Raw genomic sequence first — 13,871 nt, forward strand, 5'->3', positions numbered from 1 at the left:
CGCGCCAGCAGGCACAGCTTTGGCGGCACGGCTCTAGCGGGACGGCCGCGCCAGCGGGTCGGCGTCGGCGACGCGCTGCAGGACGCGCAGCGACCCGACCGCGCGGCGCTCCTCGAACGCGCCGCTCGCGAGCGCCCGCAGGTACACGTGGTAGGGCGGCTGCCCGCCGTCCGCCGGGTCGGGGAAGACGTCGTGGATGACGAGCGCCCCGCCGACCGCGACGTGCGGCGCCCAGCCCTCGTAGTCGCCCTGGGCGTGCTCCTCGGCGTGGCCGCCGTCGATGAACAGGACGGCGAGGGGCGTCCGCCAGAAGGCCGACACGGTGCGGGACTGGCCGACGACGGCGACGACCTCGTCCTCCAGGCCGGCGGCGGCGATCGTCTTGCGGAACGTGGGGAGGGTGTCCAGGCGCCCGGTGCGGGGGTCGACGAGGGACGGGTCGTGGTGCTCCCAGCCCGCCTGGTTCTCCTCCGAGCCGTGGTGGTGGTCGACGGTGACGACGACCGTCCCGGCGGCCCTGGCGGCGGCGCCCAGGTAGACGGCGGACTTGCCGCAGTACGAGCCGACCTCCAGGATCGGCCCGGCGGCGGGCGGGCGCGCCGCGTACTCGACGCCCGCCTCGTACAGGGCGAGGCCCTCGTCGTCGGGCATGAAGCCCTTGGCGTAGCGCGCGGCCCGCAGCAGGTCGGACGGCATCGCGGGGATGGGGCGGCCGGTCGTCCCCGTACCGGTGGACGCCTCGGTGTCGGTCATCGAACTCCCTCCGTGCGGGCACCATATCCGAGATCGTCCGGTGCGGCGCGCGCCTTGCCCGAGCAGACTGGAACGTGTTCTACTTTTGCGGTCGGCGCGCGCCCCGAACCCGGTTCGGTAGGTTGGCGGTCACGGTGTCCTGGAACGGAGAAGCGATGAGAGTACGGGTCGACCCGCTGGTGTGCGAGGCGAACGCCGTGTGCGTCGGGCTCGCGCCCGACGTCTTCGACCTCGACGATGACGACGAGCTCCGGATCCTCCGGCCGGACGTCCCGCCCGAGGAGGCCGACCGCGTCCGGCACGCCGTCCGCTCGTGCCCGAAGGCCGCGCTGACGCTCGACGAGTAGCACGCCCACCGGCCCGCCCGCGCGTATCATCCTTGTCGTCCTGTCGGAGCCCGAGGTTGTCATGGAGCGCGGTTGGTGCACGGTCTCGGGACGGTCCTGGCCGCCGCCGCGCTCGCCGCGCCCCTCGCCGCGGTGCCCGTTGCGGCGCCCGTGGCGCACGCCGCCGCCCCGCCCGGCGCCGTCCGGATCCGGGACGTCCAGGGCGCCGCCCACGTCTCCCCGCTGACCGGCTCGGCCGTGTCCGGGGTCCCGGGCGTGGTGACCGCGCTGACCGGCAACGGGTTCTGGATGCAGGACCCGCGCCCCGACCGGAGCGACGCGACGTCCGAGGGCGTGTTCGTGTTCACCCGGACGCGGCCCCGCGCGGCGGTCGGCGACGCCGTCCGGGTGGACGGGCGGGTCGCCGAGTTCCGTCCCGGCGGCCCCGCGTCCCGCGGGCTGACCCGCACCGAGATCGACGCATCCGCGACCGCCGTCACCGCGCGCGGCGTGCCGCTGCCCGCGCCCGTCGTGCTCGGTCCGGGCGGGCGGCGCCCGCCCGGCCGCGTCGTCGACGGGCCGCGCGGCGACGTGGAAAAGGGCGGCGGGGAAAAGGGCGGCCTGAAGAAGGGCGGCGTGTTCGATCCGCGCCGCGCGGCGCTCGACTTCTACGAGTCCCTCGAAGGCATGCGGGTCGAGGTCCGGGACGCGGTGGCGGCCGGGCCGTCCCGCGACGGCGAGGTCCCGGTGCTGCCCGCGGCGGGCGCGGGCGCCGGGCCGCGGACGGCGCGCGGCGGCGTCCCGGCCCGGGACGGCGGCGCGAACCCGGCGCGGATCGTCCTCGACGACGCGCTCGCCCCGCTGCCCGCGATGGACGTCGGCGACCGGCTGCCGGGCCCGAACGGCGGCGTCCTCGACTACGCCTTCGGCGACTACCACCTGCTGCTCACCGCCACCCCGCGGCGCGCCGCCGCCGGGCCGTCCCGCGAGACGACGCGGGCGCAGCGCCCCGGCGAGCTGGCCGTCGGCACCGCCGGGCTCGGCGGCCTGAACCCCGACTCGCCGCCGGACCGGTTCGCCGAGCTCGCCGCCGACATCGTGGCCGGCCTGCGCTCCCCCGACCTGGTCGTGGCCACCGGGCTCGGCGACAACAGCGGCCCGGACGACGACGGCACCGTGGCCGCCGACCAGACCGTCGCGCAACTGATCACCGCGATCAGCGCGGCGGGCGGCCCCGCCTACGACTGGCGCTCGGTGGCCCCGCGCGACAACGCCGACGGCGGCGCGAAGGGCGACAACCGGCGGCTCGGGTTCCTGTTCCGCACCGACCGCGGGCTCGCGTTCGTGGACCGTCCGGCCCCGGCGGAGCCGCTTTCGGACGCCCCGCCGCCCGCCGGACCCGACCCGGCCGTCACGCCGGTCGCGGCCGTCCGGCGGGGCGGCGCGGTCGCGCTGTCGCTCAGCCCCGGCCGGATCGCGCCCCGGGACGCCGCGTGGGCGGGCGCCCGCAAGCCGCTCGCCGGGGAGCTGCGGTGGCGGGGCCGTCCCCTCATCGTGATCGCGAACCAGTGGTATCCGCGCACCGCCGACGACGACCCGGCGTTCGGCCGCCGGCAGCCGCCGTCCCGGCCGACGCTGTGGCGGCGCGAGGCGCAGGCCCGGGTGGTGGCGGGGTTCGTGCGGTCGGTCCGGAAGGCGGACCCGGACGCGATGGTGATCGTCGCGGGCGAGCTGAACGACGCCGAGACGTCCGCGCCGGTGCGGACGCTGGCGTCCGGCGCCGGGCTCACCGACCTCCCGGCTCGGCTGCCCGCGGGCGACCGGTACACGGCGGTCACGGCGGGCGGCTCCGAGACGCTCGACCACGTCCTGCTCAGCCCGTCGCTGCGCAGGCGCCCGCACGAGTTCGACATCGTGCACCGCGCCGCCGAGTTCGCGGACCGCGCCGACGACCACGACCCGACGGTCGTCCGCATCGACATGGACGGGAAATAGGGGCTCCCGAATTACGGACATACCGTAAACGACCTCGGGGCCCAGTCCTGAATAAGGCTCGCGTTTTCGTGCGGGCGGGCCGGGCACCCAGCGGTCGTCGCACCCCCTACGGGAGGAGCGCCGTTATGGCGACCCGCTACCGGCCGCACATCAGCCTGGTCGGCCTCATATACATCATCATCGGGCTGTTCGTCGCCTGGGACCGCGGATACATCAACGCGAGCCTGCTCCGGCACGTGGGCAGCGCACTGCTCGCGATATTCCTCTGGTTCCTGGTGCTGCTGGGCGTGGACCTCCATATCCACGCCTAGCCGCGGGCAGGTCACGGGTCGTCCTGAACTCCCCGCCCCGGGGCGGCCCGTGTCCCCCGCGACAGGTCCCCGTCGCGCCACCGGGCATAGACCTCAAAGTGCGACAGCGGTTACTTTCCGCTCATGACGAAAAAAGACTGTAGCTGCGGACATGGCAACGGCTGCTCGTGCCCGAAGGGCTGCTCCTGCGGCTGCAACGGCTAGCCGCCCCGCGCCCCACCACGCCTTATTCCGGGACGCGCGCCCGCCAGAGCATCGGCGCCTCCGTGCGCCCGCCGTCCGTCGTCGTCCCGGTGGCCAGCACGCCCGCGTCCGTCGCGGTCAGGGCGGTGAGCCGCCGTTCTCCCGGACCGGACAGGCCCGGCACCTGGAGGCGGCGCCAGGACACGCCCTCCGCGGACGCCAGCACCGCCGCGTCCCCCTCCGGCGTGGCCGCGGCGGCGACGAACCCGCCCGGCGTCGCGGTGACGGCCGTGGGGACGAGGCCCGCGCCGAGGACCTGCGGGGCCCAGGTCGTCCCGCCGTCCGCGGACACCAGCGGCGCTTCGCCCGCGCCGATCGCCACGAGGACGCCGCCGCGCGCCGCGACCCGGGTGAGGCGGCCGGTGAGTCCCTCCGGGAGCTTCGCCGGGGTCCAGGCGCGGCCGTCCGCTGACGTCCAGGCGGCGGGCCCTTCGCCCTTGCCGCCGACCGCCACGTACCTGTCGGCGGTCGCCGTCACGGCGGTGGCGACGCCGTCGAGGTGAGCGGACGTCCAGGCGGCGAGGTCGGCCGAGCGCCACGCCTTCCGCGCGCCGACCGCGACATAGCCGGACGGGCCGGTCGCCACCGCGAGGGGCGGCGGTCCGGCGGGGAAGGCCGCCTTCTGCCAGGCGGCGCCGTCCTGGGACGTCATCGCCAGCGGCCCGGACGCGGCGGTGCGGCCCAGCGCGAGCCAGCCCCTGGGCCCGTGGACGACGTCGGCGAGGCGCCCGCCGGTGGCGGGGAACCCGGCCCGCGTCCAGGCGCGCCCGTCCGGCGCGGACCAGATCGCCGCCCCCCCGTTCGTGCTGCCCACCGCGACCGCGCGGCCGGGACCGGCGGCGAGCGCCCGGACGGCGCGCTCCGCGCGGACCGCGCCCGCCACGCCCCGCAGGTCGACGCCGGACAGGTAGGCGTCGTCGCCCTGCCGTCCCGCGACCGCGACCGCGCCGCCGGACGCGACCGTGACGGCGCTCGTCCGCACCCCGGCGGGCACGGAGCCGCCCGGCTGCCAGGTGCGCCCGTCGCCGCTGCGCAGAACGGTGAACCCCGTCGCGGCGCGCATAACGACCGCGAGGCCGGACGGCGCGCCGCCGAACCGCTCGATCCCGCCGCCGCCGAACCGGCCGACGGCCTGCCAGCGCCGCCCGTCCGGCGAGGTGAACAGGACGCCGAAGCGGGCCGTCTTGCGGCGCTTCTTCGGACCGGTCGTCCGGCTGCCCTCCCGGACGGTCGCGAACCCGCCGCCCGGCCCGGCCGCGAGTCCCCTCGTCTCCCCGTACGAGCCCTGCCCCTGCGGGACGCTCACGCCCGTCCAGGTGCGGCCCGCGTCGGCGGACCGCCAGAAGCCCTCCGAGCGCACCGTGCGGGTGACCTTCCTCCGGCCCTTCCTGGTGGTCACCTTGCGCGCCTGCGTCCCGTGCGCGACGAGCACGCCGCCGGACGAGGCCACCCGGTCGAGGCCGGCGATCCACGTGAGGCTCTCGTCGCGCTGCCAGGTCTGGCCGTCCGGCGAGGTCCAGACGACGGCCCGGCCGCCCACCGTGCCGCCTACCGCGACGAAGCCGCCGCCCGTCCGGGCCAGGCCGTTCACCCGGTCGGTCGGCTTGAAGGCGGCGGACGGCTGGCGCCGCGTCCAGGTCTTGGCGTCCGCGCTGGTCCAGGCGACGGTGGCGCCGCTGGGAGTCCGGCCGACCGCCATCCACTGGCCGCCGCCGCCCGCGATGTGGGACGGGATCTCGCCCAACGGGGGCATCGTGCCGTCCTGCGTGCGGATCCGGGCGAGCGACCAGGTCTTGCCCGCGTCCGCGGAGACGAGGAACTGCGGCCGCTCGCGTCCCGGATCGGGGTCGCCCTCGGTGCCCGCGGCGACCAGCGTCCCGGCGTCGGCGGCCACGGCGGCGAGGCTCTGGACGAGCCCGTCCGTCGCCGCGGCCGGGTCGGCGGCGAACAGCGCGTCCGCCTCGACCGGGGCCGGGAGGCCGGGACGCGCGGGAACGGCGTCGTCCTCGCCCTGGGACACGGCGACGACCACGAAGGCGGCGCCCAGCACGAGCGTCGCGCCGATCGCGGCGCGGAAGCGCAGCCGCCGCATCAGCGGCGGCCTCGGCGGGCGCGGCGGCCCGGCCACCAGCACGTCCCCCGGCTCGGACACCGCCGTCTTGCGCCTCGGCTTCGCGGCGGGCTTCGCAGCCGGCTTCCGGGCGGGTTTCGCGGGTTTCGCGGACGGGACGGCGGGACGCTCCTCCGGGGCGCGCGGACGGGCGGCGGCGGGCTCGCGCGGCGGCGCGCCGTGGCCCCAGGACAGCCCGGCGGCGCGCCACGCCTCGTACGCGCGCTGCCAGGGCGACAGCGCCGCGGGCATGTCGGCGAGGTCACCGGCGACGCCGAAGGTCAGCCGCCGCCGGACCCGGCGGGAGCCGCCGGGGCCCTCGTCGGCGCTCCGCGGGGCCTCGTCCTGCTCCGGGCTCCTCGCCGTCACACGTGCTCCTTCACGGTCCTGTCGGACCACCATCAAATCGCGCCGCGCCGGTGTCCGCACGGACAACCGGGTGAACGGCGGCCGGTCGGGCCGCGGGAGCGTTCTATCACTTCAAGGGCGGCGTAACCGATCTTTTGCCTCGATCACCCACTTGTAGGCATAACCCCGGATATGGAGGACTTGCCAGCGACCGCGCGCACCCGCGCGGCCCGCCCGCTCCGTCTCGGCCCGCCGCCTCGGTTATCGCGACATTGCCCGCATCCCGACGCGCGATCAAGCCTGCGGCCCGGCCGGACGTCCGTCCGCTAGATTCGGAAAAGGCCCAGACCGAGGGGGGACGAATCATGGGCGGGACGCTCGGCCGCGCGCACGGTCCGTACACGCTGTACGACCTCGACGCGCTCCCCGAGGACGGCCGCCGCCACGAGCTCGCCGACGGCTGGCTGCACGAGCTGCCCGGCGACCTGTGGCACGACCACGCCGCCGAGCAGCTCAGGGGCATCCTCAAGGACGCGGCCCGGCAGGCGGACGCCGACGTCCACATCGCGGGGGCCCCGCAGGACGTCACCACCCCGGCGGGCGTCCGCAAGCCGGACGTGTTCGCCGTGAGCCGCGACGTCGCCCGCGCCGCGCTGGAGCGCCGGACCCGCACCTACTACGGCCCCGACCTCATCCTTGTCGCCGAGGTGGTCACACCCCGCACGGTGAACGAGCGGATCGACCGCGTCCACAAGGTGGACGAGTACGCCGCCACCGGAATCCCGCACTACTGGATCGTCGACCTCGAACCGCGCCCCCTGATCACGATGCTCGAACTGGCGGACGGCCGCTACGAGCTGGCGGGCAAGGCGCGCTCCGGCGAGACCGTCGCGCTCGACCGGCCGTTCCCGATGGCGTTCGACCCCGTCCGCCTGTCCGAGATGGACTGACGCCCGGCCCCCGGGTGGCCGGATCTTTACGGAGGATGGCGATCCCGCCGCTCGTCCGGCCCGCCCGCGCCGGGAAGGCTGGCCGCAGGACGATCACCGGCAGGGACGATCACCGGACAGGTCGATCACGGACAGGGGAGGACGCATGGCCGAGACGATGCGCGCGGTCAGCCAGGACACGCTCGGCGGGCCCGAGGTCTTGAAGACGGTCGAGGTGGAGCGGCCGGAGCCGGGGCCCACCGAGGTGCTCGTCAGGGTGCGCGCCGCCGGGGTGAACCCGACCGACTGGAAGCACCGGGCGGACGGCGGGCTTCTCGGACGGCCGCCGTTCGTCCTGGGCTGGGACGTGTCCGGCGTCGTGGAGGCGACCGGCGTCGGCGTCACGCTGCACAAGCCGGGCGACGAGGTGTTCGGGATGCTGCGCTACCCGTTCGGCGGCGGCGCGTACGCCGAGTACGTCGCCGCGCCGTCCCGGACGTTCACCGCGAAGCCCGCCGGGATCGACCACGTGCGCGCGGGCGCGCTGCCGCTGGCCGCGCTCACCGCCTGGCAGGCGGTCGTCGACACGGCGCGGGTGCGGGACGGGCAGCGCGTCCTGGTCCACGCGGCGGCGGGAGGAGTCGGGCACCTGGCCGTGCAGATCGCCAAGGCGCACGGCGCGTACGTCATCGGGACGGCGAGCGCCCCGAAGCACGACTTCCTGCGCGGCATCGGCGTGGACGAGCCCGTCGACTACCGCGCGACCGACTTCGCCGAGGCCGTCAAGGACGTGGACATCGTCATCGACGCCATCGGCGGCGACTACGGCCCTCGGTCGCTGCGCGTCCTGCGACCGGGCGGCGTGCTCGTGTCGCTGGTGCTCAGCCGTCCCGCCGAGATGGACGCCGCGGCGGCCGGCGTCCGGGCCGAGGCGCTGCTCGTCGAGCCCGACCACCACGCGCTGACGCGGATCGCCGACCTGGCCGCGTCCGGCGCGCTCCGCGTGGGGATCGACTCGGTGTTCCCGCTGGCGGACGCGGCGAAGGCGCACGAGCGGGGCGAGACCGGCCGGGTCTCCGGCAAGATCGTCCTCACCGCGGAGGACTAGGCTCGGTCGGGTGCTGCTCCTCACGACGCTCGACGGCTGGCTCGGCCAGCCCGGTCCCGGGTTCACGCTCTCCGACGCGGGGGCGGTGTGGGCGCCCGACGACGAACCCGGCGCCCTCGCCGTCGCCGACGACGTCTTCCCGGACGGCGGGCAGGTCGTCGCCGTCACGCTCGACCCGCCGCCCGGCGCGGTCCCGGCGCGCGGGGTGGTCGACCGGACGGCCGCGTCCCGCGTCCGCTACCTGCGGCGCGCCCCGGACGGGCGGCACGTCGCGCTGCTGGACCGCCCCGCCACCGCCGAGGCCCTCGACCTCCTCCCCCACCCCGAGGGCGGCTGGTTCCGGGAGACGTGGCGGTCGGACGTGTCCTTCGTCCCGAAGGGCTATCCGGGCGAGCGCGCCGCCGCGACCGCCATCTACTTCCTGCTGCCGCCGGGCGAGGAGTCGATGTGGCACTCCGTCCGGTCGGCGGAGCTGTGGCTGTGGCACCGGGGCGGCCCGCTGTCGCTGTACCTCGGCGGTGACGGAGACCGTCCGGGCGCGGACCCCGAGCTGATCACGCTCGGCGCGGACGTGACCGGCGGCCAGGTCCCGCAGGCGCTCGTCCCGCCGGGCCGCTGGCAGGCGGCGCGCCCCGCCGGACCGGACGAGGTCCTCGTGAGCTGCGTCGTCGCGCCCGGCTTCGACTTCGCCGACTTCCGCGCGTGACGCCGGGACGACGCTGGCCGGTGACGCCCCGCCCGTGACGCCCCACCCGTGACGCAGGGACGACGCCGAGGCCCCCGCCCGATGAGCGGGCGGGGGCCAGGGGCGGCGTCCGGGCGGCGCACGCCGCCCCGGCCGCCTAGTAGCTGATCGTCTGGCGGGCGCTCATCGTCCGCATGATGTGCTCGACGAGCGTGATGAGGACGCGCTTGGCGTCCTCCCGGTCGCGCACGTCGCAGGTGATGACCGGGATGTCGGGCGACAGGTCGAGGGCGTCGCGGACCTGGTCCGGCGAGTGCTGCCCCGCCCCGTCGAACCGGTTGACGCCGATGATGAACGGGACGCCGCGCCGCTCGAAGTAGTCGACCGAGGCGAAGCAGTCGGCGAGCCGCCGGGTGTCCACCAGGACGACCGCGCCGAGCGCGCCCTTCGCCAGCTCGTCCCACATGAACCAGAAGCGGTCCTGGCCGGGGGTGCCGAAGACGAACAGCACGAGGCCGTTCGGCAGCGTGATCCGCCCGAAGTCCATCGCCACGGTCGTCGTCGTCTTGTTCACGACGGCCGAGGTGTCGTCGATCCCGATGCTCTTCTCGGTCAGGGCCTCCTCGGTGCGCAGCGGGCGGATCTCGCTCACCGCGCTCACCAGGGTCGTCTTGCCGACGCCGAAACCGCCGGCGACGAGGATCTTGACCGTCAGCGCGGAGTCGCCGGGTGCGGCGGCCGCGTCAGAGCGCACGGATTCCATCGATCACTTCCTTGAGTACGCGCTCGCTTGGGAACTGCGCCACCGGCGCGGGGCGCCGGACCTGTATCAGCGAGCGGTCGAGCAGATCGCCGAGCAGGACACGGACGACCCCCAGGGGGAGTTCCAGATCCGACGCTATCTCGGCGACCGACAGCGGTGTGCGGCAAAGCTCCAAGATCATGTGATGTTCCGGTCCGGGCGCCCACGCGGGCGCCGCCAGGGCGGGCTCGCCCGCCGCGGCCTCGGGGGGCTCGGCGGCCGCGATCAGGGCGACGAGGTCGAAGTCGTCGCCCGTGTAGTGCGTCCGGCCGCCGGTGAGCGCGTACGGGCGCACCACCGGCCCCGCGGCGTCGTCGTACCAGGCACCGTCCGCCATGGCCTCACCCGCCGCCCGGCTCGGTCAGGGTGGCCCGCGGGTTCGCCGACAGGTGCCGGCCGACCCGCGTCACCAGCATCGCCATCTCGTAGGCGATCAGCCCGAGGTCGGCGTTCGCCTCGGACAGGACGGCGAGGCACGCGCCGTCCCCGGCGGCGGTGACGAACAGGAACGCCGACTCCATCTCCACGATCGTCTGCCGGACGGGGCCGCCGCCGAACGACTCGCCCGCCCCGCGCGCGAGGCTCTGGAAGCTCGCGGCCACCGCGGACAGGTGGTCCGACTCCTCCCTGGCGAGCCCCTTGGACGCGGCGATCCGCAGCCCGTCGCTGGACAGCACGACCGCGTTCCGCACCGGGGCGACGCGCTCGACCAGGCTGTCCAGCAGCCAGTTCAGCTCGCCTCCCGCGCCGCCCGGAACCTCCCCGCCGGAGTGCTCGGCTTCTGTCATCGGGTGTCGTCCTCCTGGTCCTCCCGCGCGGGGTCCTCCCGCGCCGGCTCGGCGTCGGCCGAGTCCTGCCGGCCGCGCTGCCAGCCGCGCTGCATGGCGGACAGCATCGAGCGCAACGCCTCGGGCGAGCGCTCCGGGTTCTCGTCGGCGGCCGGGGACGGCGCGCCGTCCGACATCTCGGGAGCGGACTCGGGAGCGGTCTCGGGGGGAGCGGGCGGGGCGGGTTCGGGAGTGGGGTCCATCGGGACGGGCGCCGACAGCGGCGTCATCTCCGCCGCGTCCGGCTCCGGCCCGGACTCGGCGGGCGGGCGGGAACCGTTCTGGGCGGCGAGGCGAGCGTCCACCCGTTCCTTGAGCTGGGGCGCGAGGTGCTGCTGCCGGCGCCGCTTCGGCAGTTCCCCCGCCTGCGGCGCGGGCTGCGCCGCGTCCTCCTTCTTCCCGGCGCCCTCCGCCGGCGCGGCGGGAGGCTTCGGCAGGGCGAGCGGTCCGGCCTCGGCGACGAGCCGCATCAGCCCGCTCGCCGGGTCCGGCCGCTCGGCCGGACCCGCCTGGACCGCGGGGCGCGCGGACGCGGGCAGCGCGACCGCCGGGTCCGGCGGCGACTGGATCGGCCCGGTCGCCCGGCGGACGGGCGCGTCCGGCTCGGCGGCCTCGACGACCAGCGAGCCCGGGATCAGCGCGATCGCGGTCGTCCCGCCGTAGGGGGACGGGCGGAGCGTCACCTGGATCTCGTGCCGCAGGGCGAGCCGCGCCACGACGAACAGCCCGAGCTGCGCGCTGTCGGACGGGTCGAACTCCGGCGGGTGGGCGAGCCGCTCGTTGGCGGCGCGCAGCGCCTCCTCGGTCATGCCGAGCCCGCGGTCCTCCACCTCGATCGCGAACCCGGAGGCGACCGCCTGCCCGCTGACCCGCACCGGCGACTGCGGCGGCGAGAACGTCGTCGCGTTCTCCACGACCTCGGCGAGCAGGTGGATGACGTCGGCGACCGCGGAGCCGAGCAGCGCGACCCGGGGCAGCGGCTGCACCCGGACGCGCGGGTAGTCCTCGACCTCGGCGACCGCGCCGCGCACCACGTCCACCAGCGGGACGGGACGGCGCCAGCCGCGGCCCGCCGACTTGCCCGCGAGGATGACGAGGCCCTCGGCGTGCCGCCGCATCCGGGTCGCGAGGTGGTCGAGGCGGAACAGGTCCGACAGCTCGGACGGGTCCTCGGTGCGGCGCTCCATCGTGTCGAGCAGGCTGAGCTGCCGGTGCAGCAGCGCCTGGTTGCGGCGCGCGAGGTTGACGAACACCTCGTTGATGCCGCGCCGGGCCGCGACCTCGCCCTCGGCGGCGCGCACCACGGCCTCGCGGGTGCGGTCGAACGACTCGGCGATCTGCCGGATCTCGTCGATGCGGTACCCGGCGTCCGAAGGGGGCCCCGGCTCGGCGGGACGCCCCGCCCGGACCCCGTCGGCGAGCCGCGGCAGCCGGTCGCGGGTGAATTCGACGACGCCGGCGGCGAGCGTCCGGCACTCGCGCAGCAGCCGCCGCGACACCCGCGTCGCGATCATCGCGGACAGCACGATCGCGAGGAGGCCGAGCCCGCCCGCGAACGCGAGCCGCAGGAACGTGCGGACCGCGATGTGCCGGGCGTGCATGGTGACGTCGTCGAGGACCTTGTTCTCCAGCGTGAACAGGCCGCCGTTCGCGGTGTCGGCGACCGACCGCCACACCGCCGGGTCGATGACCGGGCCGCGCGCGGCCTGCCGGCCCGCCGCCCCGGGGACGGCGTCCGGCCCCTGCTGGGCGCGCCGCGACTCGGCCGTGGCGGGCTCGGCGCCGTGGACGACCTGGTCCTCCATCGTGCGGAGCCGGGTGAACGGGTCGGTCGCGACGAGCCTGGCGTAGCGGACGCGGTCGTCGGCCGGCAGGTTCGGCACGGTGTCCCCGTACAGCAGCCGCTGGGCGCCGACGAGCTGGGCGAAGTGGCCGCGCTCGGCGACCGTGATGCGCCCGGCGGCGAGCGCGCCGGTGAGCAGGGCGTCCTCGCGGGCCATGAACTCGCGGGCGCGGCCGAACGCGATGAGCGTGCGGGCGTGCGCGGTGACGGAGCCGTCCCCCGGCGTCGTCGCGTTGTAGACGGCGAAGCCCGCGTCGATCAGGTCGCTGTAGGCGCGCAGCGCGTCGGCGCGGGCGGCGACCCGCTGGTCGACGCCGCGGCGGACCTCCGGGAGGTCGCCGAGGCGGCGGACGAACGTGTCCATCCGCTGGACGATCTCGGGCTGGATCGCCCGCCGCAGGCCCCCGTCCCGGCTGCCCGCGCGGACCTCCTCGGCCGCCGTGTCGGCGGTCTGCCGCTGCGCCCGCATCACGCCCGGGTCGGCCGCGCGGGCGCCGCCGAGCTCGGCCATCGCCAGCCGCCGCTCCTTCTGCAGCGCGTCGATGAGCCGCTGCGTGGGCAGCACCATCTCGTTCTGGAACTTGCGGGCCTGCAGCAGCTGGTGCGCGTCGCCGTAGGTCATGCCGGTGAGGAACGCCCACAGCGCGGCCAGCGCCAGCAGCGGGACGAGGACCAGCAAAGTGATCCTCGCCCGGATGGAGGAGAGACTGGGGATCGTCACGGCTTCGGCGTCCGGAGGCGGGACATTGCGGGGGAATCCTCCCGATGCGTGGGAGTAAGGGGGTGTGCGGGAGCCTACTACGTCGTTTACCGCCTCGCGGGCTCACCGCCGCCGGGCGTTTCGACGGCGGGTCCGCCGCCGGACCCGTCCGACCGGCTCAGAAGCCGCGCGGCGCGGACCCTCCGGCGGCTCCGAGGCCCCCGCCGCCACCCGGTCCGGAAGCGAACCGCGGGGCCGCCTGGAGATGCTGGCCGACGCGCTTGACCAGCACCGCCATCTCGTAGGCGACCAGCCCGGCGTCCGCGTCCGCCTCGGCGACGACGGCGAGGCAGGTGCCGTCGCCGGCGGCGGTCACGAACAGCAGCAGGGCGTCCATCTCGATGATCGTCTGCCGGACGTTGCCGCCCGCGAAGTGGCGGCCGGCGCCGCGGGCGAGGCTCTGCACCCCGGACGCCAGCGCGGACAGGTGCTCGGCGTCCTCCCGGCCCAGCTCGCTGGACGCGGCGACGGCGAGGCCGTCCCGGGACAGGATCACCGCCTGCCGCACGGTCGTCACCCGCTCGGCGAAGTCGTTGAGCAGCCAGTTCAGCTCGCCGGTCGCGGTGTTGTGCATCATGCGGGTTCCCTCGTCCTCCGATTCCAGCGGGCCCCGGGCGTTCCGGCGCGGAAGGTCCCTGGATCATAAAGGCCGTCCGTCACGCGGCCGCAACCCCTTTGCCGCCTTTCGCCGTCATTGCGGCCATTCCTCATCACCTGCTGGTATGTCCGTCATCAGGGCGGGACGCGGCGCACCGATCGCAAGGAGATAGCGGCAAATCAGGACAATTTGCTTCATTTCCCTCTGTTGCCGAGGGACATTCCGCCATACTC

General features: G+C 75.9%; 13 protein-coding genes. 6 read left to right on the forward strand and 7 right to left on the reverse strand.

Going from position 1 to position 13,871, the window contains the following annotated elements:
* Window positions 1-33: 33 nt before the first annotated feature.
* Entirely contained in the window at window positions 34-753 is a 720-nt protein-coding gene (locus FXF68_RS14125; RefSeq protein ID WP_148759474.1) for a class I SAM-dependent methyltransferase, read from the reverse strand.
* A 155-nt stretch (window positions 754-908) separates the two neighbouring features.
* Here FXF68_RS14125 and FXF68_RS14130 point away from each other — a divergent pair, with 155 nt between their 5' ends.
* The 3 genes from FXF68_RS14130 to FXF68_RS14140 all read left to right on the forward strand — a co-directional run bounded on the left by FXF68_RS14130 (window position 909) and on the right by FXF68_RS14140 (window position 3,385).
* Entirely contained in the window at window positions 909-1,100 is a 192-nt protein-coding gene (locus FXF68_RS14130) for a ferredoxin (RefSeq protein ID WP_148759475.1), read from the forward strand.
* 75 nt (window positions 1,101-1,175) lie between these two features.
* Window positions 1,176-3,074, forward strand: coding sequence for an endonuclease/exonuclease/phosphatase (locus tag FXF68_RS14135; protein ID WP_246178677.1), 1,899 nt, complete (start codon window positions 1,176-1,178; stop codon window positions 3,072-3,074).
* Window positions 3,075-3,199: 125 nt separating this feature from the next.
* Window positions 3,200-3,385, forward strand: a complete 186-nt coding sequence (locus FXF68_RS14140; protein ID WP_148759476.1) for a hypothetical protein — start codon at window positions 3,200-3,202, stop codon at window positions 3,383-3,385.
* Window positions 3,386-3,611: 226 nt separating this feature from the next.
* On the opposite strand, the gene FXF68_RS14145 is transcribed toward FXF68_RS14140, so the two are convergent.
* Window positions 3,612-6,107 (reverse strand): hypothetical protein, encoded by a 2,496-nt coding sequence (locus FXF68_RS14145; protein ID WP_148759477.1) that lies wholly within the window; start codon window positions 6,105-6,107, stop codon window positions 3,612-3,614.
* A 344-nt stretch (window positions 6,108-6,451) separates the two neighbouring features.
* Between FXF68_RS14145 and FXF68_RS14150 the strand changes: the two genes are divergently transcribed.
* From FXF68_RS14150 to FXF68_RS14160, 3 genes are all read left to right on the forward strand, one after another.
* Window positions 6,452-7,036: a Uma2 family endonuclease gene (locus FXF68_RS14150; protein WP_148759478.1), complete on the forward strand. Its 585-nt coding sequence runs from the start codon at window positions 6,452-6,454 to the stop codon at window positions 7,034-7,036.
* A gap of 145 nt (window positions 7,037-7,181) precedes the next feature.
* Entirely contained in the window at window positions 7,182-8,123 is a 942-nt protein-coding gene (locus FXF68_RS14155; protein ID WP_246178678.1) for an NADP-dependent oxidoreductase, read from the forward strand.
* 10 nt (window positions 8,124-8,133) lie between these two features.
* Window positions 8,134-8,829 carry a cupin domain-containing protein gene (locus FXF68_RS14160; RefSeq protein ID WP_246178679.1) on the forward strand — a complete coding sequence of 232 codons (696 nt, stop codon included), beginning with the start codon at window positions 8,134-8,136 and terminating at the stop codon, window positions 8,827-8,829.
* Between the two features lie 136 nt (window positions 8,830-8,965).
* Here FXF68_RS14160 and FXF68_RS14165 read toward each other — a convergent pair whose 3' ends face one another.
* From FXF68_RS14165 to FXF68_RS14185, 5 genes are all read right to left on the reverse strand, one after another.
* A complete protein-coding gene (locus FXF68_RS14165) occupies window positions 8,966-9,571 on the reverse strand; it encodes a GTP-binding protein (protein ID WP_148759479.1) in 606 nt (201 codons plus the stop codon).
* The gene (locus FXF68_RS14170; protein WP_148351484.1) at window positions 9,552-9,947 is read right to left on the reverse strand and encodes a DUF742 domain-containing protein; all 396 of its coding nucleotides are present in this window, start codon (window positions 9,945-9,947) and stop codon (window positions 9,552-9,554) included. Before FXF68_RS14170 ends, FXF68_RS14165 begins: the two co-directional genes overlap by 20 nt.
* 4 nt (window positions 9,948-9,951) lie before the next feature.
* On the reverse strand, window positions 9,952-10,398 hold the full coding sequence (locus tag FXF68_RS14175) for a roadblock/LC7 domain-containing protein (protein ID WP_148759480.1): 447 nt from the start codon (window positions 10,396-10,398) through the stop codon (window positions 9,952-9,954).
* The gene (locus tag FXF68_RS14180; protein WP_246178680.1) at window positions 10,395-13,001 is read right to left on the reverse strand and encodes a sensor histidine kinase; all 2,607 of its coding nucleotides are present in this window, start codon (window positions 12,999-13,001) and stop codon (window positions 10,395-10,397) included. The genes FXF68_RS14175 and FXF68_RS14180 overlap by 4 nt, the downstream gene beginning before the upstream one ends.
* Before the next feature lie 157 nt (window positions 13,002-13,158).
* On the reverse strand, window positions 13,159-13,617 hold the full coding sequence (locus tag FXF68_RS14185; protein WP_067898964.1) for a roadblock/LC7 domain-containing protein: 459 nt from the start codon (window positions 13,615-13,617) through the stop codon (window positions 13,159-13,161).
* Between the last annotated feature and the right edge of the window lie 254 nt (window positions 13,618-13,871).

This window comes from Actinomadura decatromicini, from assembly GCF_008121305.1.
GTDB classification, from domain to species: Bacteria; Actinomycetota; Actinomycetes; order Streptosporangiales; family Streptosporangiaceae; genus Spirillospora; species Spirillospora syzygii.

Excerpts from the sequence above, each read along its gene's own strand:
- FXF68_RS14125 (WP_148759474.1), bottom strand. The coding sequence starts at position 753 with ATGACCGACACCGAGGCGTCCACCGGTACGGGGACGACCGGCCGCCCC.
- FXF68_RS14130 (WP_148759475.1), top strand. The coding sequence starts at position 909 with ATGAGAGTACGGGTCGACCCGCTGGTGTGCGAGGCGAACGCCGTGTGC.
- FXF68_RS14140 (WP_148759476.1), top strand. The coding sequence starts at position 3,200 with ATGGCGACCCGCTACCGGCCGCACATCAGCCTGGTCGGCCTCATATAC.
- FXF68_RS14150 (WP_148759478.1), top strand. The coding sequence starts at position 6,452 with ATGGGCGGGACGCTCGGCCGCGCGCACGGTCCGTACACGCTGTACGAC.
- FXF68_RS14155 (WP_246178678.1), top strand. The coding sequence starts at position 7,182 with ATGGCCGAGACGATGCGCGCGGTCAGCCAGGACACGCTCGGCGGGCCC.
- FXF68_RS14165 (WP_148759479.1), bottom strand. The coding sequence starts at position 9,571 with ATGGAATCCGTGCGCTCTGACGCGGCCGCCGCACCCGGCGACTCCGCG.
- FXF68_RS14170 (WP_148351484.1), bottom strand. The coding sequence starts at position 9,947 with ATGGCGGACGGTGCCTGGTACGACGACGCCGCGGGGCCGGTGGTGCGC.
- FXF68_RS14175 (WP_148759480.1), bottom strand. The coding sequence starts at position 10,398 with ATGACAGAAGCCGAGCACTCCGGCGGGGAGGTTCCGGGCGGCGCGGGA.
- FXF68_RS14185 (WP_067898964.1), bottom strand. The coding sequence starts at position 13,617 with ATGATGCACAACACCGCGACCGGCGAGCTGAACTGGCTGCTCAACGAC.